Annotated in this window: 23 protein-coding genes and 1 riboswitch; of the genes, 11 read left to right on the forward strand and 12 right to left on the reverse strand. The window is 31.3% G+C overall.

Annotated elements, in window-relative coordinates; genetic code table 11:
* Genes QZN45_RS02555 through QZN45_RS02565 form a run of 3 tightly spaced genes read right to left on the reverse strand, consistent with a single transcriptional unit; the run spans position 1 to position 2,588 of the window.
* Positions 1 to 1,155, reverse strand: a complete 1,155-nt coding sequence (locus QZN45_RS02555) for an ABC transporter permease (RefSeq protein ID WP_296810890.1) — start codon at positions 1,153 to 1,155, stop codon at positions 1 to 3.
* Positions 1,142 to 2,191, reverse strand: a complete 1,050-nt coding sequence (locus QZN45_RS02560; protein WP_296810893.1) for an ATP-binding cassette domain-containing protein — start codon at positions 2,189 to 2,191, stop codon at positions 1,142 to 1,144. Before QZN45_RS02560 ends, QZN45_RS02555 begins: the two co-directional genes overlap by 14 nt.
* Positions 2,169 to 2,588: a PadR family transcriptional regulator gene (locus QZN45_RS02565; RefSeq protein ID WP_292880749.1), complete on the reverse strand. Its 420-nt coding sequence runs from the start codon at positions 2,586 to 2,588 to the stop codon at positions 2,169 to 2,171. Before QZN45_RS02565 ends, QZN45_RS02560 begins: the two co-directional genes overlap by 23 nt.
* Before the next feature lie 68 nt (positions 2,589 to 2,656).
* On the opposite strand from QZN45_RS02565, the gene QZN45_RS02570 reads away from it, so the two are divergent.
* Positions 2,657 to 3,370, forward strand: a complete 714-nt coding sequence (locus QZN45_RS02570; protein ID WP_292880747.1) for a sugar phosphate isomerase/epimerase — start codon at positions 2,657 to 2,659, stop codon at positions 3,368 to 3,370.
* Positions 3,371 to 3,463: 93 nt separating this feature from the next.
* Here the strand turns inward: QZN45_RS02570 and QZN45_RS02575 are convergent, their stop codons facing one another.
* Entirely contained in the window at positions 3,464 to 4,258 is a 795-nt protein-coding gene (locus tag QZN45_RS02575) for an HAD family hydrolase (RefSeq protein WP_292880745.1), read from the reverse strand.
* Between the two features lie 112 nt (positions 4,259 to 4,370).
* Between QZN45_RS02575 and gatA the strand changes: the two genes are divergently transcribed.
* The 4 genes from gatA to QZN45_RS02595 all read left to right on the forward strand — a co-directional run bounded on the left by gatA (position 4,371) and on the right by QZN45_RS02595 (position 8,243).
* The gene (gene gatA / locus QZN45_RS02580) at positions 4,371 to 5,741 is read left to right on the forward strand and encodes an Asp-tRNA(Asn)/Glu-tRNA(Gln) amidotransferase subunit GatA (RefSeq protein WP_296810897.1); all 1,371 of its coding nucleotides are present in this window, start codon (positions 4,371 to 4,373) and stop codon (positions 5,739 to 5,741) included.
* 66 nt (positions 5,742 to 5,807) lie between these two features.
* Positions 5,808 to 6,209 (forward strand): hypothetical protein, encoded by a 402-nt coding sequence (locus QZN45_RS02585; RefSeq protein WP_292609658.1) that lies wholly within the window; start codon positions 5,808 to 5,810, stop codon positions 6,207 to 6,209.
* Positions 6,210 to 6,333: 124 nt separating this feature from the next.
* Positions 6,334 to 7,827 carry a DJ-1/PfpI family protein gene (locus QZN45_RS02590; protein WP_292609660.1) on the forward strand — a complete coding sequence of 498 codons (1,494 nt, stop codon included), beginning with the start codon at positions 6,334 to 6,336 and terminating at the stop codon, positions 7,825 to 7,827.
* Entirely contained in the window at positions 7,827 to 8,243 is a 417-nt protein-coding gene (locus QZN45_RS02595) for a hypothetical protein (protein ID WP_292609662.1), read from the forward strand. The genes QZN45_RS02590 and QZN45_RS02595 overlap by 1 nt, the downstream gene beginning before the upstream one ends.
* Here the strand turns inward: QZN45_RS02595 and ribB are convergent, their stop codons facing one another.
* Both ribB and QZN45_RS02605 read right to left on the reverse strand, forming a co-directional pair.
* A complete protein-coding gene (ribB, locus tag QZN45_RS02600) occupies positions 8,244 to 8,927 on the reverse strand; it encodes a 3,4-dihydroxy-2-butanone-4-phosphate synthase (protein ID WP_292609664.1) in 684 nt (227 codons plus the stop codon).
* Between the two features lie 50 nt (positions 8,928 to 8,977).
* Positions 8,978 to 9,111: riboswitch (FMN riboswitch) on the reverse strand.
* Between the two features lie 70 nt (positions 9,112 to 9,181).
* On the reverse strand, positions 9,182 to 9,556 hold the full coding sequence (locus tag QZN45_RS02605; protein WP_292609666.1) for a DUF120 domain-containing protein: 375 nt from the start codon (positions 9,554 to 9,556) through the stop codon (positions 9,182 to 9,184).
* Positions 9,557 to 9,778: 222 nt separating this feature from the next.
* Between QZN45_RS02605 and tfrA the strand changes: the two genes are divergently transcribed.
* Positions 9,779 to 11,425: a fumarate reductase (CoM/CoB) subunit TfrA gene (gene tfrA, locus QZN45_RS02610; RefSeq protein WP_296810904.1), complete on the forward strand. Its 1,647-nt coding sequence runs from the start codon at positions 9,779 to 9,781 to the stop codon at positions 11,423 to 11,425.
* Here the strand turns inward: tfrA and QZN45_RS02615 are convergent.
* On the reverse strand, positions 11,415 to 12,731 hold the full coding sequence (locus tag QZN45_RS02615; protein ID WP_296810908.1) for an amidohydrolase family protein: 1,317 nt from the start codon (positions 12,729 to 12,731) through the stop codon (positions 11,415 to 11,417). The two genes, tfrA and QZN45_RS02615, sit on opposite strands and share 11 nt — an antisense overlap.
* 42 nt (positions 12,732 to 12,773) lie before the next feature.
* The gene (locus tag QZN45_RS02620; protein WP_330048216.1) at positions 12,774 to 12,983 is read right to left on the reverse strand and encodes a histone family protein; all 210 of its coding nucleotides are present in this window, start codon (positions 12,981 to 12,983) and stop codon (positions 12,774 to 12,776) included.
* Between the two features lie 240 nt (positions 12,984 to 13,223).
* On the opposite strand from QZN45_RS02620, the gene hisG reads away from it, so the two are divergent.
* Complete coding sequence (gene hisG, locus QZN45_RS02625; protein ID WP_292609672.1) at positions 13,224 to 14,084, forward strand: ATP phosphoribosyltransferase; 861 nt, start codon at positions 13,224 to 13,226, stop codon at positions 14,082 to 14,084.
* Between the two features lie 5 nt (positions 14,085 to 14,089).
* Entirely contained in the window at positions 14,090 to 15,025 is a 936-nt protein-coding gene (gene pyrB / locus QZN45_RS02630; RefSeq protein WP_292880709.1) for an aspartate carbamoyltransferase, read from the forward strand.
* Here pyrB and QZN45_RS02635 read toward each other — a convergent pair.
* Both QZN45_RS02635 and QZN45_RS02640 read right to left on the reverse strand, forming a co-directional pair.
* Positions 15,018 to 16,181 carry a Cdc6/Cdc18 family protein gene (locus QZN45_RS02635; RefSeq protein ID WP_292609676.1) on the reverse strand — a complete coding sequence of 388 codons (1,164 nt, stop codon included), beginning with the start codon at positions 16,179 to 16,181 and terminating at the stop codon, positions 15,018 to 15,020. The genes pyrB and QZN45_RS02635 overlap by 8 nt on opposite strands.
* A gap of 625 nt (positions 16,182 to 16,806) precedes the next feature.
* Positions 16,807 to 17,289 (reverse strand): DUF2299 domain-containing protein, encoded by a 483-nt coding sequence (locus tag QZN45_RS02640; RefSeq protein ID WP_292609678.1) that lies wholly within the window; start codon positions 17,287 to 17,289, stop codon positions 16,807 to 16,809.
* A 62-nt stretch (positions 17,290 to 17,351) separates the two neighbouring features.
* Between QZN45_RS02640 and QZN45_RS02645 the strand changes: the two genes are divergently transcribed.
* Both QZN45_RS02645 and QZN45_RS02650 read left to right on the forward strand, forming a co-directional pair.
* Positions 17,352 to 18,389: a cobalamin biosynthesis protein gene (locus QZN45_RS02645; protein ID WP_296810912.1), complete on the forward strand. Its 1,038-nt coding sequence runs from the start codon at positions 17,352 to 17,354 to the stop codon at positions 18,387 to 18,389.
* Positions 18,386 to 19,402, forward strand: a complete 1,017-nt coding sequence (locus QZN45_RS02650; protein WP_296810915.1) for a cobalt-precorrin 5A hydrolase — start codon at positions 18,386 to 18,388, stop codon at positions 19,400 to 19,402. Before QZN45_RS02645 ends, QZN45_RS02650 begins: the two co-directional genes overlap by 4 nt.
* 17 nt (positions 19,403 to 19,419) lie before the next feature.
* Here the strand turns inward: QZN45_RS02650 and QZN45_RS02655 are convergent, their stop codons facing one another.
* Entirely contained in the window at positions 19,420 to 19,668 is a 249-nt protein-coding gene (locus QZN45_RS02655; protein WP_292472567.1) for a UPF0147 family protein, read from the reverse strand.
* A 158-nt stretch (positions 19,669 to 19,826) separates the two neighbouring features.
* Here QZN45_RS02655 and QZN45_RS02660 point away from each other — a divergent pair, with 158 nt between their 5' ends.
* The gene (locus QZN45_RS02660; RefSeq protein WP_292472566.1) at positions 19,827 to 19,994 is read left to right on the forward strand and encodes a Met repressor; all 168 of its coding nucleotides are present in this window, start codon (positions 19,827 to 19,829) and stop codon (positions 19,992 to 19,994) included.
* Here the strand turns inward: QZN45_RS02660 and QZN45_RS02665 are convergent.
* Positions 19,991 to 20,578 (reverse strand): class II aldolase/adducin family protein, encoded by a 588-nt coding sequence (locus QZN45_RS02665; RefSeq protein WP_292472564.1) that lies wholly within the window; start codon positions 20,576 to 20,578, stop codon positions 19,991 to 19,993. The genes QZN45_RS02660 and QZN45_RS02665 overlap by 4 nt on opposite strands.
* Position 20,579 lies beyond the last annotated feature (1 nt).

Raw genomic sequence — 20,579 nt, forward strand, 5'->3', positions numbered from 1 at the left:
CTAAACATCCCTATTAAATCGTTTTACACCAATTATGAAGAATAAAACTGTAAAACCTAATAAAACAACTAAATCTAACCACACATCACCTAAAGTTTGTCCTTTAAGCATTACTCCTCTCATTGCATCGTTCAAATAAGTCAATGGGAAAACGTAAGCTAATTTCTGTAATATCCAAGGCATGGTTTCTATAGGATAAAATACTCCTGAAACAAACATCATAGGCATTGAAAAAGGAAGTGAAATTTGAGCATAATCTTCCTGAGTGGAGGTTCTGGCGGAAAGCATAATACCAAATCCGACAAAACACAGTGCACCAATAACCAAAACAATGAAAGTCTGTAGGAAACCACCCTCAATACTCACATTAAAGAGCAGTACCGCCATGAAAATCAGAATCAATGCTCTAACTAATTCGATTAAAAGTTTTGCAGCAATTTTTCCACCAATTACAGTAGCAACTGAGGTTGGAGTCATGAACAATCTTGCAAGTTCACCAGTTTCTCTTTCACCGGCAATAGTTGCACCCATACCCATCATACAGCTCATCATGATAGTCATTCCTAAAATAGCCGGGACTAAAAAGTCGATGTATTTGATATTTCCATATATTTTGTTAACATGCAAACTTATGTCATCCTTGAAATTGTCTAAAGAGTGAGCAATAGACGGAGTTATATTTGCATCCTGAGTTGAAACACTGGTTTGTGAAGCTACCATATTTGACAATCTATAAAATATTCCCTGAGTTGATGACTCTATAATCTGGGAAGCCATCTGATCGGAAGAATCAAGGTAAAGCGTTACACTCTTCTGATTAGACGAATCTTCATCATAATCCGATGGAAGAATAATTGCAGCCTTTACTTCACCCGATTCTACTCGCTGTTTTCCCTCATCCAAATCATCTATAACCTCGACAACATGATAGGTTTCAGTGTTTTTTATAGTGTCAAGAGTCAAATCAGTAAGGTTACCATCGCTTTGAGAAACAACAACAATAGGCAAATCTGTCATTTCTCCACCCATTCCATAACCGAAAAGCAAAATCATGATAATCGGAAATGCAATAATAGAAACCAATCTTGCAGGATGTCTTTTAAGTGAAATCAATTCCTTTTTAATCATCCACCAAAATTTCTTAGGCTCTATCATCTTCATTCACCTCCGATGTTGACTTAATGAATACGTCCTCAAGTGAAGGTTCTTCAGTACTGACGGATTTGATGATTCCGCCTGAAAAACTTATACCATCCAATACATTTTGAACAGCCATATCATCGAAACTATCGATTCTTAAATTAATACGGCCATTATGGGCTATTTCCATGCTTTTAACATCATCAGAATTTTTTATTGATTCTATGATTTCGTCATCCTGATTTTTCAAAAGAATTGACATCTTCCTTAAGCTGAGATTGTCGATGTCTTCCTGAGTTGAATTTGAAACATCATTTTCATCGGAAATTTTACTTAAGGCTTCAGTCATTTCCTGCCTATTGCTTTCCAAAAGAGAATCCTTAAGACCCTGTGGTGTGTCATAAGCAACTAAATTACCAGTATTGATAATGCCCACATTATCACAAAGCATGTCAACTTCGTGCATGTCATGAGAACATAAAATGATTGTATGTCCGCTGTCATTAAGCTCACGGATCAAATCCCACAATATACGTTTTGTAGTTGGATCAAGACCAATTGTAGGTTCATCCAAAAACAATATGTCCGGCCTATGAACCAAACTTGCCACAAGGGAAGCTTTTTGCTTTTGACCTCCTGAAAGCTGACCAACTCTCTTATCTTTAGCATATTTTATATCAACAAGTTCCATTAAATCTTCAATTCGAGAATCCCTTTCATCCTGTGGAACGCCATAATAATCTGCACATAATTGGGAATTTTCCATTACGGTCAAATCACTGTACAAACTAACCTGCTGCGGAACCATACCCAAAAGATTTCTTACTTCATCCGGATTATTTTGAACATCAAATCCGCCGACAGTGGCCCTACCAGATGTAGGCTGTATCAGACAAGTAAGCATCTTAATAGTTGTGGTTTTGCCTGCTCCATTGGGACCCAACATTCCAAAAATGGTTTTATTAGGGATTTCCAAGTTTAGAGAATTAACAGCTGTGAAGTTATTGCTATAAACCTTTGTTAGATTTTCAGTTTCTATTGCATTTTTCATTGTTAATCTCCAGTCCAGTCATATCACTAAAAAAGGCTATCCATGAAGGATTGGCTAAAACATTATTCATGTGAATTTGAATATCATTTAAAAAATCCTGGCCATCTTCAGTGATTGAATAATATTTAACCCTTTTATTATTTTCGTTAATATTCCACTCCCCAACAATAAATCCCCCTTTTTCCATTTTAGATAGGATTGGGTAGATTTTACTGGAATTAACATTAATATCACATTTAGAATCATTGAAATTAAAGAATTCCTCCAACTTTTTCATGATTCCATAACCATGGATACTTTCTTTTGAAATAATCCACAGGATTAGGTTATGTATAATCCCATTTGAGAAGTTTTTAAAAACTTTTTTATGTGATTCGTTAAATTTTTCGTCAGTCATAATTCACCATATGTCAAAATTTGATATATGTAAACATTTAATATATTATTCCTTACTAATATATAAATATGAAATTAGGTTTTACTACATTAGCTTTATTTATGGAACCTAACAATGACATCATCGATTTAGCTAAAAAACATGGATTTGAAATAATAGAAATTCTTGGAGAAGGTCCTTTTTATGAAAAAGACAATTGTGAATTTAAGGATTGTGGCTTGGATATAAGAATGCATGCAGCAACCGTGGACATTAATATAGCAAGCTTAAACCAGGGAATAAGAGCTGAAAGCATTAAGCAAATGATTCATTGTGGACATTATGCAGAAAGCATTAACGCCAATACCATAACAGTTCACCCAGGTATAATAGGCAGAAATGAACCGCATTTAAGAAAATGGGCATTGGAACAATCTATTGAAAGTATTGGAGAAATTATCGACAATACCAATGTTGAGATTTCAGTTGAAAATATGCCGGTTCGGGGCAAATTTCTGGCAAACACAGTCGAAGAAATCGAAATGATTCAAGAAGCAACAGGCTGCAGCTTAACCATCGATACCGGTCATGGGAATACCTGCGGAAACCTTGAAGAAATGCTGTCCTTAAAAAATATCAGCTATTGTCATTTGAATGATAATGATGGAGTAAAAGACCAACATATTACCTTGGGTGAAGGAACAATGGACTTGAATTTACTTAAAAAAATAGATACAGCTATCATTGAATTAAATAACTTCGATAACATCCTAAAAAGCAAAGAGGTTATTGATAACTTATAATTTATTATTTTTTTACTGGTTATTAGTTATAAGTTATAAGTATTTTTTTATTATAACTTATAAGTTATAAGTAAAAATTTTCAAAAAAAATAATTAAAAATCAATTTTTGTGACTTCAAAAATATCATCTATAACATAATCTGTCTTATCCAACATTTTAGGAGACACTTCTTCCTGCTGTTCAATAGTCAAAACACTAACATCCGCTTTATTAAATGCAATTAAATCATTTAATCCATCACCAACCATCATGACTTTAAAACCAGCATCTTTAAGAATGGAAACAACTTCACCTTTGCCTCTAGTTGAAACTGTTCCATATGCATTGTCCTCGGGAACATCGAGCATATTGGCCAATCTGTTAATTGCTCCTTTTCTGTCACCTGAAGCGATATATATCTCAATTCCGCGTGACTTTAAAGTTTCAATTGTTTCAAAAACTCTAGGGAAGAATTTACCTGCAGACGTTATAGTATATGCAACCTGACCCAAATCGATATCGACAATTAATGCAGATCCATTGCACAGTTCCATGTGGGGAATCTTTTCTCCCAGAATTTCAAAGCCATCAGTGATGTCTGATATAGTAGTTGTAGTTTCATCATCAAGAATGGCCTTAATTTCAGCCTTAGAAACCTGACTGGTAGAAAAGCTGACATCAAAATCTATGTTATACTGCTTAATAACATCGGAAATTAAAGTATTGGAGTCTAATTTCAACAATTTGTTTGTGTTGAATTGAAGTACAACCAATGCCAGAGAATCAGCAGAATCTATCAACTCCAAAGAATTGATGTTAGTAAATATGTCTCCGTTGAAAACATCTTTAATAACTCTATACCGTTCTATTAATGTCCCGGAGTTATCAAATACAATAGCTTTTTTCATGTTTAATTAATCTTTAAAAATAATTATTTATAACTTTGTAAAAAAAACAACTTTATAAACCTTAAAAAATAAAATAATAATATTATAAATTTACGATTATTAAGGTGTTTTAATGAACGTTATTGAAAAATTAAACTCCATAAAAAATGGAGAAATGACAGCTAAAGAAAATGTAGAAGGCTTCATTAAAGTTATCGATGAAAAAAACGAAAGCATTAATGCATTTATTGAATTAAATTATGAAAATGCATTAAAACAAGCGGAAGCTATTGATGCGAAAATAGCAGACGGTGAAGAAGTTGGTGCTTTAGCTGGTCTAGTATTTGGTATTAAAGCAAACATTAATGTGGAAGATTTGATTATTTCTGCAGCTTCCAAAACCCTGGAAGATTACATTGGAAGCTATAATGCAACAGTAGTTGAAGAAATCCTTGCCGAAGATGGAATAATCATCGGTATTTTAAATATGGATGAATTTGCAGCAGGAAGTTCAACTGAAACTTCATACTATGGACCTACCCAAAACCCAGCGGCAATGGGAAGAATCCCTGGAGGTTCCTCCGGAGGTTGTGCAGCAGCTATTGCAGCGGAAATGTGTGACATTTCAATCGGTTCAGATACCGGTGGATCCATCAGAAACCCTGCATCCCACTGTGGTGTTGTTGGATTTAAACCAACATACGGTGCCGTTTCAAGACAAGGTTTACTTGATTTGTCCATGAGTCTGGACCAAATTGGACCGTTAGCTAACGATGTAAGCGGAATTGCACTAGCTTTAAATTCAATTGCAAAATATGATGAAACAGAATGTACCACTCTCGACTGGGATAAACCTGATTTCACCGAAGTTTTAGAAGACACAAGTTTGGAAGGCATGAAAATAGCTGTATGTAAAGAATTCATTGATGTTACAGACGAAGAAATTAACAAAACCGTCAACAAGGCTATCGATAAATTGGTTGATGCCGGAGCAGAACTTGTTGAAGTCAGTTTCGATTACATTGATTTATGTTTACCAACATATTACTTGATTAACTATGTCGAATTCTTCTCTGCAACCAGAAAATACGATGGAAGAGACTATGGTTATAGAATTGAAGAAGTATGTGGTGAAGAAGTTTTAAGAAGAATTAAAATAGGTTCACACATTGCAGAAGCTGAATTCAGTGGAAAATACTACAAACAAGCTTTAAAAGCAAGGTCTGTAATCAGAGGGGAAATCACCGCAATGCTTGAAAATGTGGACTTGATTGTGGGACCAACCGTGCCTAAACTTCCTCACGAAATTGGTTCTGAAATAGAACCTATGGAAATGTATGCCTACGACATATTAACAGTAATAGCTAACCTTGCAGGTATTCCGGCAGGAAGCATTAAAGCTGGTGAAGTGGACAATATTCCAGTAGGACTTCAAATTCAAGCTAAACCATTAGATGATGAAAAAATTATCAAAGCTATGAGTGTTTTTGAAAACACTCAATAAATTATTTTTTTTTTTTTACACTGATTTTTATTTTATTAAATTGAAAAAAGGTTTGGAGCAATTAATATGATATTGGATTCAAAAAGTTATAGAAAGGAATTTGAATATTCAAGCCTTGAAAAGGTTTTGCAAGAAAGGGACAGAATAATTAAATTCATGAAAGACTTTGAAAATGATGAATTGCCGGAAAAATATTATGAACGTGACCCAAGTCCTGAAACAATCTATCTTTTAAACATTGATTATTTAAAGGAAATTTGTGATTTGATAAAAATAAAAATGCAAAAGAAAGAAGATCCAAAACCGAAATTAGCTCCATTTCTTGCAATTGAAAAAATCCTATCAAAACTGGATGATGAAAAACAAAAGCATTTCCTTGAAGATTTAAAAATAAAAGATGAACAATTATATTATGAATATAAGGAATGGAAAGAAGGGGAAAACCTCCTGGATGAACAATCCATGTAAATTTGAAATTCAAACCATCCCATTAAATAGTTTTCAAAACATCATCATCAAATTTTACACTTGAAATACACCTCTAAATTTTATACACTATAAAAAACAATAGAATATAAGAGAGGTTATTTTTATGACAAAAATAGGGCTTGCTTATTTAAATGGGTCTGTTCCAGGATTTGAAGATTTTGGAAATCTACCTACAGATATAGTAAAAGAAAATGGTCTTGTTAATGGTATTAAAGCTTCACAAGAACTGGATGCATTAATCATCCCAGGTGGAACATTAATCGAATCCAATGACATAAACATGGGATTAAATACTGAAATTAAAAAAATGGCCCGTGACGGAAAACCGATTATTGGAATTTGTGCCGGCTTTCAGCTTCTTTCAAACCAGATAGATATCGGAAGAAAATCACCAGTACCAATCGTTAAAGAAGGGCTAGGTTTAATTGACGTGAATTTTTCTCCATTAATTACAAGCGACCGAGTTAAGGCAAAAGTATTTGACAACTCATTTTTAGTAAAAAACCAGACAGAAGATGTTGACGGTTTTCACACTCATACCTATGGTAAAGTTGAAGGAGATGCCAAACCATTATTCTATTCAAAAGTTCAAAGAATGAATTATGGAGATACAAACGAAAAAGGTGATTATAACATCTTTTCTGGAGCATGTAACGATGATGGTAATGTCATCGGTACCATGATTCATGGCATCCTAGATGAAAACCCAATTCTTGTAGAAAACCTAAGGGAACAAATAGATATACAAGACCTCGATGATATTTACAATAGAAATATACATGTCAAAAAATTCCTACAGCATGAAGTAGGAATCAACACAAACATAAAAATACCTGAAATTAAACCTCTCAACAAACCCAAATACTTAATGATTGGAAGTAATGGCTCAGACTCAGGTAAAACTTTCATATTAACAGGCCTTGCAGGTGCAATCAGAAAAAGAGGTTATAAGGTTGCACTGCTAAAAGTAGGTCCTGACGTTCGTGATATCATACCTGGATTGTACCTGACAAAAGGAAAGATGGAAGATTTCGCATCCATAAAAATCGGTCATCTTGGATGGTGTGATATCGAATCTACAGTCGCGAAACTCAACTCATCTGACTATGATATCGTGCTTATTGAAGGTGTTATGAGTGTGTTTACAGGTCTTTTAAATGAAAAAGTACCATTTTCAGCTGCTGAAATTGCAATGTCATCAAACATTCCTATGATTTTAGCTACAGGTGTAAACAAAGGTGGAATTGAATCTGCAGCTATAGACATTGTTTCACATGCCAATATGCTTGAAAAATTTGGAGTTTCAGTTGAGGCAGTTTTGCTCAATAAAGTATATAATGATGATATATTCGAAAATGTAGTACCATATATTAGGAATAATTCCAATGTCGAAAAAGTTCTAAAACTTCCTAAATTAAAAAATGCTGATATGAGAGGATTTATTCCTGAAGTTGAAATTAGATATGAATTATTTACATCATATGCAATGGAATTAATTGAGAATAATTTAAATATTGATGAAATAATCGCAATGGCCCGTGAAGTCGAATTCAATAAAATTTATACATTTGATGAAATTAAAAGTAAAGTGATATAATGGCTCTTAATTTAAGTCCCGAAACAGGCGTTAAACTTACAAAAAAAGATCGTGCACATGTACTGAAAAAAATGAAACAGGGATGGAAAGCAACTTGTCTTATTCCTGACTATATCTTTGATGAAAATGGAGATATTCAGATTGCATCCGACATTAACAGACGTGTGGTAAAGACAGTCAGATTCAAGGATGACGGAATCCATATTGAAAAGGCTTTGAAAACTAAGACATTAAGGATTCCTTGGATAAAAATAATAGCTATAAATCAATCAAAAGAAGTTAAGGACGGTTTGGAAATACAAATGAATGACGGAAGATATGTTGCATTCAGCATTTACAATTCCTATAAAATAAAACAGATTACAGAATTTATAGCTAATTATATTGTAGATAAAAAAAAGAATAATTTAAATTAATTATTCTTCTAAATATTTATTAATGATATCTTCGCCTCTAAGCAAGATTAATCCATTCTCTTCAGCATATTTGCGAGCATCGGCGATTGAAGTAGCCTGTCCGGTTTCACCATCCATCATTTCACAAACTACACATACCGGAGTAACACCTGCAAGTTCACATAATGCAAGACCTATTTCAGTGTGTCCCCTTCTATTTTTTACAAGTCCGTCCGCTCCTCTTAAAAGACAAACATGCCCAGGAGATCTAAAAGTAGCTCCGAATTCATCAAATCTTTCATCTTTCATCATTAAAGCCATTTCACTAATGGTCATTGCTCTGTCATGATCTGTTACACCTGTGAAAGATTTTCTGTGATTGGTCCAAATTGAAAAGGAAGACCTTTCATCATATGGAATATCATTTGGTGCAAGTTCAGCAAGTTCTGGATATTTTTCACATGCAGCTTGCATAATATCAACCATAAACGGTAATTTAATTGCTTCACAAAAATCAGAATGTAGACAGTTACAAATTAAACCACCAGCATCATTTCTCATGGTTGCAATTGATTTAGGGGTTACGAATTCGGAAGCGATAATCATGTCAACTTCGCCTTCCCTATCATCATCATCAAAAACAAGTACGAATTCACCGTTTCTAATAGCTTCTAAAGCTTTATCTAAGTTTGTTTCTTGATTCATAGTAATATCTCCTTATTTACTAGAACCAGGGCTAAAAATAACTACAATCTATTACTTCTCTTCCATCCGGACTATCACCGTCGGTTTTGGAATTTCACCAAATCAACACTTAGTTTGTGCTCGTGGACTTATTTTATCAAAATCACCACCGGTGGGGAATTGCACCCCGCCCTGAGAACGTATTATCAAATATATTAGTCATATATAAAAAACTTTTTGGTAAATCTGTAAAAATATAAAATTAATTAAAAAAATTAGAACTCCAAAGATACAATGTCACCATCGGCAAGATTGTACTCATCCCTTAACTTCTTTTCACAAATGAATTCCAGATAATTTTCTTCATGAGTGGTCTTGGCAGGAAAGACAATAGCTCCATTAACATTATCATTTAATATTGCTTCAATATATTTTACAGCTCCAAATTCAGTATCTGGCTTTATTAAATTTTCACACTCATTTTTGATTTTATTAATCTCGCCAAGATATTCTTCACTAACTATGACATTTAAAGTTCCGGGATATGGAATAAAACCCAAATTTTTTTCAAACTCTTTAGTGTAAAATTCCTGTGATAGAAAATATGATCCTTTCCCCAAACCGCTTACTATTTCACCCTCTATTTTCATGAAAAAACCTCTAATTAAATTACATGTACTAATTGTTAATGTTAAAATATTTAATCATTTTTTTAATTTAGTTGAAATGTAAAATATTTTATTAAAACTTAATCTAACAAATATAGATACATAACTATAATTAACTCATTTTTGTTATAAATATTTTAAAGAAATTTATTTTAACTATCATGAATATAAATACTATCACAAATTATTTTACAGGGTAATATAATGGAAATAAAAACTATCTCATCGGATGTATTAATAATAGGATCTGGAGGGGCAGGTTCCAGAGCAGCAATAGAAGTTGATGATGCTGGTTTAAAACCCCTCATAGTTTCTAAAGGTCTTTCATTTAGATCTGGTTGTACTGGAATGGCTGAAGGCGGTTATAATGCTGTTTTCAAAACTGTAGACAAAGACGATTCAATAGAAGCTCACATGCACGACACCCTTAAGGGAGGAAGTTACCTCAACGATGAAAAACTTGTTGAAATATTAGTCAATGAATCACCAAAAAGATTGATAGATTTGGAAAATTATGGAGCTCTATTTGACCGTCAGGAATCAGGTGAAATTGATCAAAGACCATTCGGTGGGCAATCTTTTAGAAGAACATGTTATCAAGGAGACAGAACAGGCGCAGAATTGTTAAATGCACTTAAAGAAGAAATCATTAGAAGAGATATTGAATGTATTGAAGAAGTAATGATAACATCACTTGTATGCGAAGGCACACAGGTAATAGGTGCATGCGGATTTGATTTAAAAGATTCCAGTTTAATATATTTCCAAGCAAAATCAACAATATTGGCCAGTGGAGGAGCTGGTCAATTATACCCTGTAACATCAAACACATTCCAGAAAAATGGAGACGGATATGCAATAGCATTTAGAGCCGGAGCCAATTTGATTGATATGGAACAAATTCAATTCCACCCGACAGGTATGGTAAAACCAAAAACCAAAAGGGGAATTTTAGTAACCGAAGCAGTAAGAGCTGAAGGTGGAATCCTCCTAAACAAAGATGGTGAAAGATTCATGTCCAAATATGCTCCTGAAAAAATGGAACTAGCCACACGCGATGTTGTTGCTCGCTCAATATATCATGAAATAATTGAAGGAAAAGGAACAGATGATGGAGGAGTCTATTTAGATATTTCTCATTTGGATGACGATTATATTGATGAAAAACTCGAAACAATGGTTTTGCAGTTCGAAAATGTTGGTGTAGACATTAAACATGAGCCAATAGAAGTGGCTCCTACCGCACATCACTTTATGGGTGGTTTGAAAATCAATACTGATGCATCAACATCCCTTGAAAACCTATTTGGAGCAGGGGAAGTTTGCGGAGGAGTTCATGGAGCAAACCGTTTGGGAGGTAATGCACTGGCAGATACACAAGTGTTTGGAAAAATAGCCGGTGAAAGTGCATCCAAAGCCGCCAAACAAACCGATTTAAAAACCAATGAAGAAATGGTTGAAAAAGAAGCTTCAAGAATTGAAGGAATTATCAAAAAAGGTACTATCAAACCACAGGAATTTAAGAACAGAATTAAAAAATTAATGTGGGAGAAAGTAGCTATTGTAAGAGATGAAAAAACATTAAACGAAGCTTTAGGTGAACTTCTAGAAATGCAAAAGGAACTGGACAGCCTTGACGTAAGTGAGAAAAAGCAGTATAATACCGAATTGGTAACAGCTCTTGAAGTAATCAACATGGTTGAAATATGTATTTTAACTGTAAAATCAGCAATACTTCGTAGAGAAAGTAGGGGTGCTCATTTCAGATCTGATTTCCCTGAAAGTCTAGATGAATGGAAAAAAAGTATTGTAATAAATAAAAATAAAATAGAATTTGAAGCTAGATATTAGCTTCTTTTAATTCTTTTAATTCTTTTATAGCCTTTCTAGCTTTGTCATAAATTTCTTGTTCATCCAAAACAACTAATTTTTTATTTTCCATCAATATTTTACCATCACAAATGGTAGTGTCAACATTAGAACCATTAGCTGAGTAAATAATGTTTGAACTCAAATTGGAACTGTTTGGAACCATATTAGCTGAATCAGTATCAATCAAAATAATATCTGCCTTTTTGCCTACTTCAATGGAACCTATCTCATCTTCAAGTCCTAAAGCTTCTGCACCTTTAATGGTTCCCATAGTTAAAGCTTCATCTGAAGATAAGACTTTAGGGTCAAGTGTGGATACTTTCTGAAGCAAGCTTGCAGTCTTAAGCTCTTCAATCAAATCAAGATTATTATTTGAAGAAGCGCCATCAGTACCTATGCTTACGCAAACATCATTTTCAATCAATTTTGAAATAGGAGCGATACCTGAAGCCAATTTCATATTACTGCATGGATTATGTGAAACTTTGACATTGTTTTTCTTTATAATCTCTATTTCATTATCGTTTAACCATACACAATGAGCGGCAACAACATCTGGACCTAAAAATCCTATTTTATCCAAGTATTCAAAAGGTCTTAATCCTTTTTCTTGAGAAACATCATTAATTTCTTTTTCAGTTTCAGAAACATGTATATGAATTCCCATATTGTATTCGTCTGCTAGTTGGCGAACTTTAATCAACAATTCCTCTGATGCTGTGTAAGGAGAATGAGGTCCAAAGAATACTTTGATTCTTCCATTAGCCATTCCATTACAATTTTCATATAATTTAATATTTTCCTTAATTTCATTTTCCCTTCTTTCAGCATCTCCAAAATCAATCATTCCATATGATAAGACTGCCCTGATACCAGCTTCATCTACTGCACGGGCAACATCCTCCATATAAAAATACATGTCACTGAAAGTTGTTGTACCTGATTTGATTAATTCAACGGCACCCAATAATGCCCCAATATAACAATATTCTCCATTAAGATTTGCTTCCATAGGCCATATATGATCATTCAGCCAACTGTCCAAACTTAAGTCATCGGCTAAACCTCTAAACAATGCCATTGATAAATGAGTATGAGTATTAATTAATCCCGGAAGTAATATTTTTCCGGTTGCATCGATTACCTTGTCAACATTTCCTTCATCGATTTCATCAGAAATTTCAGAAATAACATCATTTTTTATTAAAAGGGATTGTTCCTTATTTTCAAAGTTATTCGGATTTAAAATTAATGCATTTTTAATCAATATAGTATTATCCTTCATAATAACACCTAAAAAAAATAAAAAAAGTAGTTAAAAACTTAATTATAAGTTTTTAATAGCTAATTTAATATCATCAGCTTTAATAGTTTTACGTTTTGCTATTTTAGCAACTTGAGTAGCTTCTTTAGCAACGTTACGAGCAACTTCTTCAACGTATGCAGCTAATTCTGCTTTTGCATCTTCACTAACTCTTTCAGCACCAGCTTCTTTGATGATTCTTGCAATAGGAGCTTTTGGTATTTCAGACATAATTTTCACCTCGTAAATTTTATTAAAACTTAAGACTAATTCAATTAATCTTAAGTTAGATATACATTATAATATGACTTAATATTTAAATATTTTGCTTAAATAGTTGACAAAACAAAAAAATAAGAATAAATATTTAAAAGTAGTAAGATTTATAATGATTAATAATACTAAAACCTAAAAAAAAGTATTAAATAACACGATTACAAAAATATAAACATATAAAAAATTGGAAAGATTATAATGAAAATAAAAATTGCTGTTCCTTCCAAAGGACGAATAAGTGAACCTTCAATAAATATTTTAGAAAAGGCAGGATTAGGATTAAAGGACAGAGAAAGCAGAAAATTAATTTCTAAAACTTTTAATAAAGATATTGATGTTTTATTTGCAAGAGCATCAGATATTCCTGAATTTGTTCAAGATGGAATAGCAGATATTGGAATAACAGGTATAGATTTAATAAAAGAAAGCGAAGCTGATGTTATCGAATTGCTTGATTTGAAATTTGGAAAAACAAATTTGGTCTTGGCGGCCCCTGAAGATTCAAACATCAAATCAATTGATGACATTACATCCGAAATGACATTAGCTACAGAATTTCCAACATTAACAAAAAAATATCTTGAAAAAAATAATCTAAATTTAAAAATCGTTAAATTAAGCGGATCTACAGAAGCGGCTCCATTTATAGGTGTTGCCGATTTAATAACTGATTTAACCAGTACTGGAACAACATTAAAAATGAATCACCTGGAAATTGTAGATACATTACTTAAAAGTTCAATAGTTCTTATCGCAAATAAAAAAAGTGTTGAAACTAAAAAGGATTTAATTGATTCAGTCAGTACCAGTATCAAAGGTGTATTGGATGCTGCACGTAAAAAATTATTAATGATGAATGTAAAAACAAAAGATTTGGAGTGTGTAAAAGAAGTTATGCCATCAATGGGTGGTTTAACAATATCTGAAGTATTGTCAGAAGAAGAAACTGTTGCAGCACAAGCAGTAATAGATGAAGATGAAGTTTTTGATCTAGTGAATAAATTAAGGAATGCAGGTGCAAAAGATATACTTGTTGTGCCTATAGAAAGAATAATATAGAAAAGGTGATTAGAATTTTTAAATTAAAAAATATAATTTCCATAAAGGATTTCGATAGGGAAGATATAGATTATATTCTTGAAGAAGCAAGCAAGTTAGAGGATATTGCTAAATCAAAAGAAATTTCTGAAGAATTAAAAGGAAAAATATTAGGTTTAATGTTCTTTGAACCATCAACAAGAACAAGAATGTCTTTTGAAACTGCCATGAAACGTTTAAATGGTGAATGCATTGGATTTGAAACTAGTGGTTCAAGTTCCGTGTCAAAAGGTGAAAGCATTGCAGATACAGCAAAAATGTTTGAAGGATATAGTGATGCTTTGGTAATCAGACATGAACTTGAAGGAGTTTCAAAGTTCATATCAGATATTGTTGACGTTCCAGTCATTAATGCCGGAGATGGTGCAGGCCAACACCCAACACAAACATTGCTAGATTTGTATACCATAAAAAAGGAAATTGGTGAAATCGACAATTTAAAAATAGCATTGATAGGTGATTTGAAATTCGGTCGTACAGTACATTCATTATCAAATGCATTATGTTTATACAATAACGTTAAAATATATTTAGTATCACCGGATAAGCTTAAAATGCCTCAGGAAGTTCTTCACGATATAGATAAGACCAATATTGTTTATGAAGAAGTGAATAACATTGAAAGTATAATTGATGATGTTGACGTGTTATATGTTACAAGAATTCAAAAGGAGCGTTTTGGTGATATCAACGATTATTTAAAAATAAAAGGAGCTTATATAGTAAATAAAAAAATGCTTGAAGGTAAAGATGTTATTGTAATGCATCCATTGCCTAGAATTGATGAAATAGATACTGATGTCGATGATACAAGATACAATAAATATTTCACTCAAGCATTCAATGCCGTTCCTGTAAGAATGGCTATTCTAAAAACATTAATTAAAAACAACCCTAAATAGAGAAAAGGGTTGTTTCAAGTAAATTTTCATCACACTGCAACTTGATGATATTGGTTCTGCCTTTTCCACGACCACGAGAAATTGTATTGGTAGAAATTATTCCCAATAATTCAAGTTCGTTAATAAAGTCGAATATCCTTCTGTATGTAACAGCATCCTGCTTGGATAATTCCTTATATTCATCATATAATTTTCCAGAGCTGATTTCATCACCTTGTTTAGTCAAATTCAATATTGCTTCCAAAACCCTTTGCTGTTGTAAAGGCAATGTTTGAATAATTTCAGTGACCTTATTATGCTCTATTCTATCTTTTGCGATTCTAACATGTTCGCTAGTGACTTTTTCCGCATTTTCATCAAAAGCCAATTCACCAGCATTTTTAAGTAAGTCAAGAGCATATCTTGCATCACCTTCTTCTTTGGCAGCCATAGCAGAACATAATGGAATAACATCACTATCTAAAACATCATCATTGAATGACAATTGAGCCCTTTCAGACAATATATCACTTAATTGATCTGCTCCATAAGGAGGAAATACAATTTCCTTATCGTTCAAACTGCTGGTTACTCTGGATTTGATTAAATTTTTAAAATCAAGATAATTACTAATGGATAAAACGGAAACATTATCTGTCCTTGTTAAAGTGTATAATATTCCATCACCGTCTTTATCGAGCAGGATATCAATTTCATCCAAAATAACAATTAAAATTAATTTTTTACCGAAAGCATTAGTTTTGAAAATATCCCTAAAGGTATTTACGATTTCTCCTTTTGTCCAACCCCTGTTAGGAACATCCCTTCCAAGTTTTTGGCATAATTGAGCAATGACCTGATATTCAGTAGTGTAATCAGTACATCTGATATATTCAACCTTAACAAAAACATTTTTATGGCTTGCTGCATCAATTAGTTGTTCACGGGCAAATTTGGATGCTGCAGTTTTACCAGTACCAGTTTTACCATATAATGTTACATTCGAAGGCGTTACTTGATTTAGTGCATCAACCCAATATTTAGCTATTTGCCTTATCTGTTCTTCTCTGTGAACTAATTTTTCAGGTAAAAATCTGTGATCTAAAGGTTTTTTATCTTTAAAAATGATATTTAAATCAGTTTCATTTTGTTCCATTTCATCGAAAATATTTGCCATTATTAACACCAGTATAAAAAATTATAAGTCAATGTAAAAATTAGAAAAAAACTATAAGTATTAATTCCAGTGTTAATTTATTAAGCAATATCATAAATAAATGTTTTTATTACAATAGTTATTATAAAATAATAAAATTGAAAATTAAAATTCCTTAAAATAAAAAATAGATAACAATAAATCTTAATTTAGAAAAATAACAAAATTTATCAGCTTAATTAATTAAAACGCTTATAATAATAATCTAAAATATAAAACATGAAATAGTAAAATTTCAAATATAAAATAACTATTTCAAGTGTAAAAAAATGACAAAAACAAAAAATATCAAAAGAGAAATTCCATAAAAAAGAAAATTTTAAAAAATTCTAAGAGAGTGAGAGATATGTTTCAAGTGTATCATATTTCATGCAAAAATCAATTTTCAAGACATGGTTTTCAAGTGTAACGAAAATGAAAATTTGATTTAATATCATTAAATATCAAAATGAATGTTAAAATTGGGTTAAATTAAAAATAACGAAAAAATAGAAAAGATAAATTTCAAGTGTTTACAGATGAAATATACCTCTTCAATCTTAATATACCCTCAAAAAGTTTATACTTGAAATGCACCTCTCCCTCATTAAACGAACATATCGTTTTGATTGGAGGATGATACGTTTGGTGAAACTCCACCAAATGCTTTGTCAATTAAGAAAATACAATGTAATTTTGCTTTAAAAACACGTTTAATAGTTTTCATTAATTCGTTTTTTGTTAAACCATCTTCAAAAATAGTATCTGTTACAACAAATTGCTGCAAGAGATCCTGATTGATACTAAGTTCAAAATCAACCAGATAGCTGTTAAGTCCAAATTGTAAATCTAAAATAAAGTTCCTTCTCACTTCAGGTCTTGAAGCAACCATCAAATTGACATGTTCTTGAGCAACCTGAGTAGCACAAGCAATAATAATACAATCTTTTCCTACAGGTTTGACAACATCCATTATATTATCCTTAGGAAATTCAATGATATAGTGAAAATCTGCATTTTCATCAAATTTCTTTTCTATAAGACATTCTTCGTCCATTAACCAGTTTTTAATGTTTTCTTCAAAATCCATAGTATCATCTTTAAAAATTTAATAATAAATTATATATTTTTTTATTATATATAATATAAAGTATGATTGAATATAATAAATTTATTAATGATATTGTTTTTTCTAATGGAGGAAATATTAATTCATTAAATTTATTTTTATTTATTATATTGGCTTTATTGTTTTCACTTGCAATTGATGTCATATATGGTGAACTTCCAGGAAGAATTCATCCTGTTGTGATTTATGGATCAATAATAAATTTCTTCAAAAATATTTTCATAAAAATTAAAAACAGATTATCAGGTCTGTTATTGGTATTGTCCACAACATTGGTTTCAAGTGTAATAATATTTTTATTTTATTTTATTGGAAAAATCAATCTGATATTATTATTTATTATATTTACAATATTATTGTCATCTTCATTTTCTGTAAATATGTTATTACAAACAGCTGTTGATGTTAAAAATGATTTAAATGAAAGTTTAGATAAAGCTAGACAATCAGTCTCATATTTGGTTAGCAGAAACACAGATGAATTAACAGAAAGTTTTATCGTTTCAGCAACTATTGAAAGTTTAACTGAAAACATTACAGATTCATATGTTGCACCAATTTTTTACTATTTCATATTTGGCATTATAATATTATTTTATCAGATAAATGATTCTTTATACTGGTTACTGCTTGTTCCAATGTTATATCGTCTGTACAATACACTTGATGCAATGGTTGGTTATGAAACTGAAGAATTAAAAGACATTGGGTATTTCCCGGCAAAGATTGATGATATTCTAAATTATATTCCATCCAGAATAGCTGGTTTGTATGTTGTTTTATCGGCTTATATTCTTAATTTAAATGGTAAAAACAGTTTCAGGATAATGATGAGAGATGCAAGAAATTGTCCAAGTCCAAACTCTGGCTATACAATGGCATCCACTGCTGGAGCTCTTGATATTAAGCTTGTTAAAAAAGACACCTATGTTTTAGGTGATGAAAATAAGGAAATTGAAGTTGAAGATATTGAAAAAGCAGTAAAATTGTCTAAATTAGCAATTATTTTATTTACATTTACAATAATCTTATTATTAATATTGATGAAAGTGATATTATGAAAATCGCAATAATTTCAGTGTCAGATAAAGGTCAAAAATTGGCAGTCACATTAAAAAATAAATTAGATGTTGATTCAACAGTCATAAAAACTGATTTATATCATAAAAATGTAAAAAAATATTTTTCAATACTATTTTATGAATATGATGCGATAATAGCAGTAATGGCATCTGGAATTTTGATTAGATCCATTGCACCATTAATAGAATCAAAAGTATCTGATCCTGCTGTTTTAAACATAGATGACAATGGAAATTTTGTAATATCCACATTGTCAGGGCACTTGGGTGGTGCAAATGAATTGACCAAAAAGGTATCCAAATTGATTAATGCAACACCTGTGATTACCACTTCCACTGATGTTAACAAAAGGTTGGGAATTGATGTTTTGGCAAGAGATCTTTACCTGTCTATCGATAATACAGATGAAATTTTATTTTTCAATAAGTCAATTTTAGAAGGAAGACAAATTTCATTTATTGTCAATTCTGAAAAAAATTTAGATTATTTATATAAATATTTGAAAAATAATACACATGAAATTGATGTCTCTATTAATTATTCATCAAAAATAAATACAGATGAAATCCATGTATTGTTGCAAAATCATAAGATTATTTTAAAGGAGAGAAAAATTGTTGTTGGATTAGGATGTAAACGTGGAAAAGAATGCAATGATTTATATTATGGATTGAAAAAGTCATTGAATGATTTAAAAATGGATATATCAAGAATAAACATGTTTGCATCTGCTGAAATTAAAAAAGATGAAAAAGGTATGTTAGAATTATCAGATAAATTAAATGTTCCAATCAATTTCGTTGATTTGGATAAATTAAAATTATTCGAGTCAAATGATATACAAAAATCTGAATTTGTAAAATCTAAATTTGGAATCTATGGCGTTTGTGAACCTTCAGCTTTAATTACAGCAGGTTTTGATTCAAAATTGATTTATAAAAAAACTTCTTATGATGGTGTTACAATAGCAGTTGCTATTTCAAAATATTAATAAAATAAAAAAAGAAATTAGATTGATTCTAATTTTGATAAAACTTCCCAAATTAAAGTTCTAGCATGAACTGGAATATTTGGATCGTTACTTATTTCATCTAATTTTCCTAAAACTGTACTTATTCTTACAGATTGGTCTTGCTCTTCATCGTGTAAAAGTTCATTAGAATCTTTAGCTGCCTCTCTAATATTACGTGGTACAGTATTATTCTCAGTAATGTACTCAAGAATCTCGGATACTTCATCGATTGTTTGATTGCTCATAACTACTCCTCCCAAAAATATTATTAAAAACAAGTCAAATGTGTATTAAATACTATATATTTTATCCTACACTTAAATAGTTTTTGGTGTTATGAATTAATTTTTTAATGCGGTGATTATAGTAAAATTTATATTAAATTAAATATCAATTATTATACATGTCAGATATAAGTAAAACTACTATAAATCTACCCGTTGATTTAAAAAAAGAATTAAAAAAAATTGCAATCGATGAAGATACTTCATTATCCGGATTAATCCTTAAAATGATTGAAGAAGGAATGGATAATAGAAAAAAATCTAATGTTTTTTCAGGTGAAGATTAAATTCCATCTTCAACTGAATTTAACATCAATGTTATAAACTGACTTTTTGCAATTTCCTCAACAAAAACTGCAAGCAGTTCCGCTTCTTTTAGATTATCGCTTACACAAATTACTCCATGATTTTTCAATACTAAAACGTCTTCAGTTCCAAGACCTTCACTGGCACTTTTAGCCAATTCGTCGCTTCCTGGTTTTTCATAATCTATTTCAGATAAATATGGAGTTTTTATTTCACCAAAACCCTCATACCTTTTGATTTTTTTAGATGAATGGGCAAATCCTGTAGCATATGGAGAATGTGTATGGACAATACCATTAACATCAGGTCTTTTTTTATAGATTTCCAAATGCATGTTGACTTCTGAGGAAGGTTTTCCTTTAGTCAATACATTTCCATCAAGATCAACCAATACTATGTCTTCTTCATTTAGTTTAGACAGAGATTTTAATGTAGGGGTTATGGCAATTATATCACCAATTTCTCCTTTAAATCTCACACTAATGTTTCCAGCTTTTCCTGAAACTAATCCTTTATCATAAATCTCATTTGAAATTTTAATTATTTCATCAATATTCTTTTTCATT

Source organism: uncultured Methanobrevibacter sp. (assembly GCF_900314695.1).
GTDB lineage: Archaea > Methanobacteriota > Methanobacteria > Methanobacteriales > Methanobacteriaceae > Methanocatella.

Coding starts and splice junctions, on each gene's coding strand:
- QZN45_RS02660 (WP_292472566.1), top strand. CDS start 19,827: ATGTCAGATATAAGTAAAACTACTATAAATCTACCCGTTGATTTAAAA.
- QZN45_RS02585 (WP_292609658.1), top strand. CDS start 5,808: ATGATATTGGATTCAAAAAGTTATAGAAAGGAATTTGAATATTCAAGC.
- QZN45_RS02655 (WP_292472567.1), bottom strand. CDS start 19,668: ATGAGCAATCAAACAATCGATGAAGTATCCGAGATTCTTGAGTACATT.
- QZN45_RS02635 (WP_292609676.1), bottom strand. CDS start 16,181: ATGGCAAATATTTTCGATGAAATGGAACAAAATGAAACTGATTTAAAT.
- ribB (WP_292609664.1), bottom strand. CDS start 8,927: ATGAATCAAGAAACAAACTTAGATAAAGCTTTAGAAGCTATTAGAAAC.
- tfrA (WP_296810904.1), top strand. CDS start 9,779: ATGGAAATAAAAACTATCTCATCGGATGTATTAATAATAGGATCTGGA.
- QZN45_RS02595 (WP_292609662.1), top strand. CDS start 7,827: ATGGCTCTTAATTTAAGTCCCGAAACAGGCGTTAAACTTACAAAAAAA.
- QZN45_RS02605 (WP_292609666.1), bottom strand. CDS start 9,556: ATGAAAATAGAGGGTGAAATAGTAAGCGGTTTGGGGAAAGGATCATAT.
- QZN45_RS02645 (WP_296810912.1), top strand. CDS start 17,352: ATGATTGAATATAATAAATTTATTAATGATATTGTTTTTTCTAATGGA.
- QZN45_RS02640 (WP_292609678.1), bottom strand. CDS start 17,289: ATGGATTTTGAAGAAAACATTAAAAACTGGTTAATGGACGAAGAATGT.
- QZN45_RS02665 (WP_292472564.1), bottom strand. CDS start 20,578: ATGAAAAAGAATATTGATGAAATAATTAAAATTTCAAATGAGATTTAT.
- QZN45_RS02560 (WP_296810893.1), bottom strand. CDS start 2,191: ATGAAAAATGCAATAGAAACTGAAAATCTAACAAAGGTTTATAGCAAT.
- QZN45_RS02570 (WP_292880747.1), top strand. CDS start 2,657: ATGAAATTAGGTTTTACTACATTAGCTTTATTTATGGAACCTAACAAT.
- QZN45_RS02590 (WP_292609660.1), top strand. CDS start 6,334: ATGACAAAAATAGGGCTTGCTTATTTAAATGGGTCTGTTCCAGGATTT.
- gatA (WP_296810897.1), top strand. CDS start 4,371: ATGAACGTTATTGAAAAATTAAACTCCATAAAAAATGGAGAAATGACA.
- QZN45_RS02615 (WP_296810908.1), bottom strand. CDS start 12,731: ATGAAGGATAATACTATATTGATTAAAAATGCATTAATTTTAAATCCG.
- QZN45_RS02555 (WP_296810890.1), bottom strand. CDS start 1,155: ATGATAGAGCCTAAGAAATTTTGGTGGATGATTAAAAAGGAATTGATT.
- QZN45_RS02650 (WP_296810915.1), top strand. CDS start 18,386: ATGAAAATCGCAATAATTTCAGTGTCAGATAAAGGTCAAAAATTGGCA.
- QZN45_RS02575 (WP_292880745.1), bottom strand. CDS start 4,258: ATGAAAAAAGCTATTGTATTTGATAACTCCGGGACATTAATAGAACGG.
- QZN45_RS02565 (WP_292880749.1), bottom strand. CDS start 2,588: ATGACTGACGAAAAATTTAACGAATCACATAAAAAAGTTTTTAAAAAC.
- hisG (WP_292609672.1), top strand. CDS start 13,224: ATGAAAATAAAAATTGCTGTTCCTTCCAAAGGACGAATAAGTGAACCT.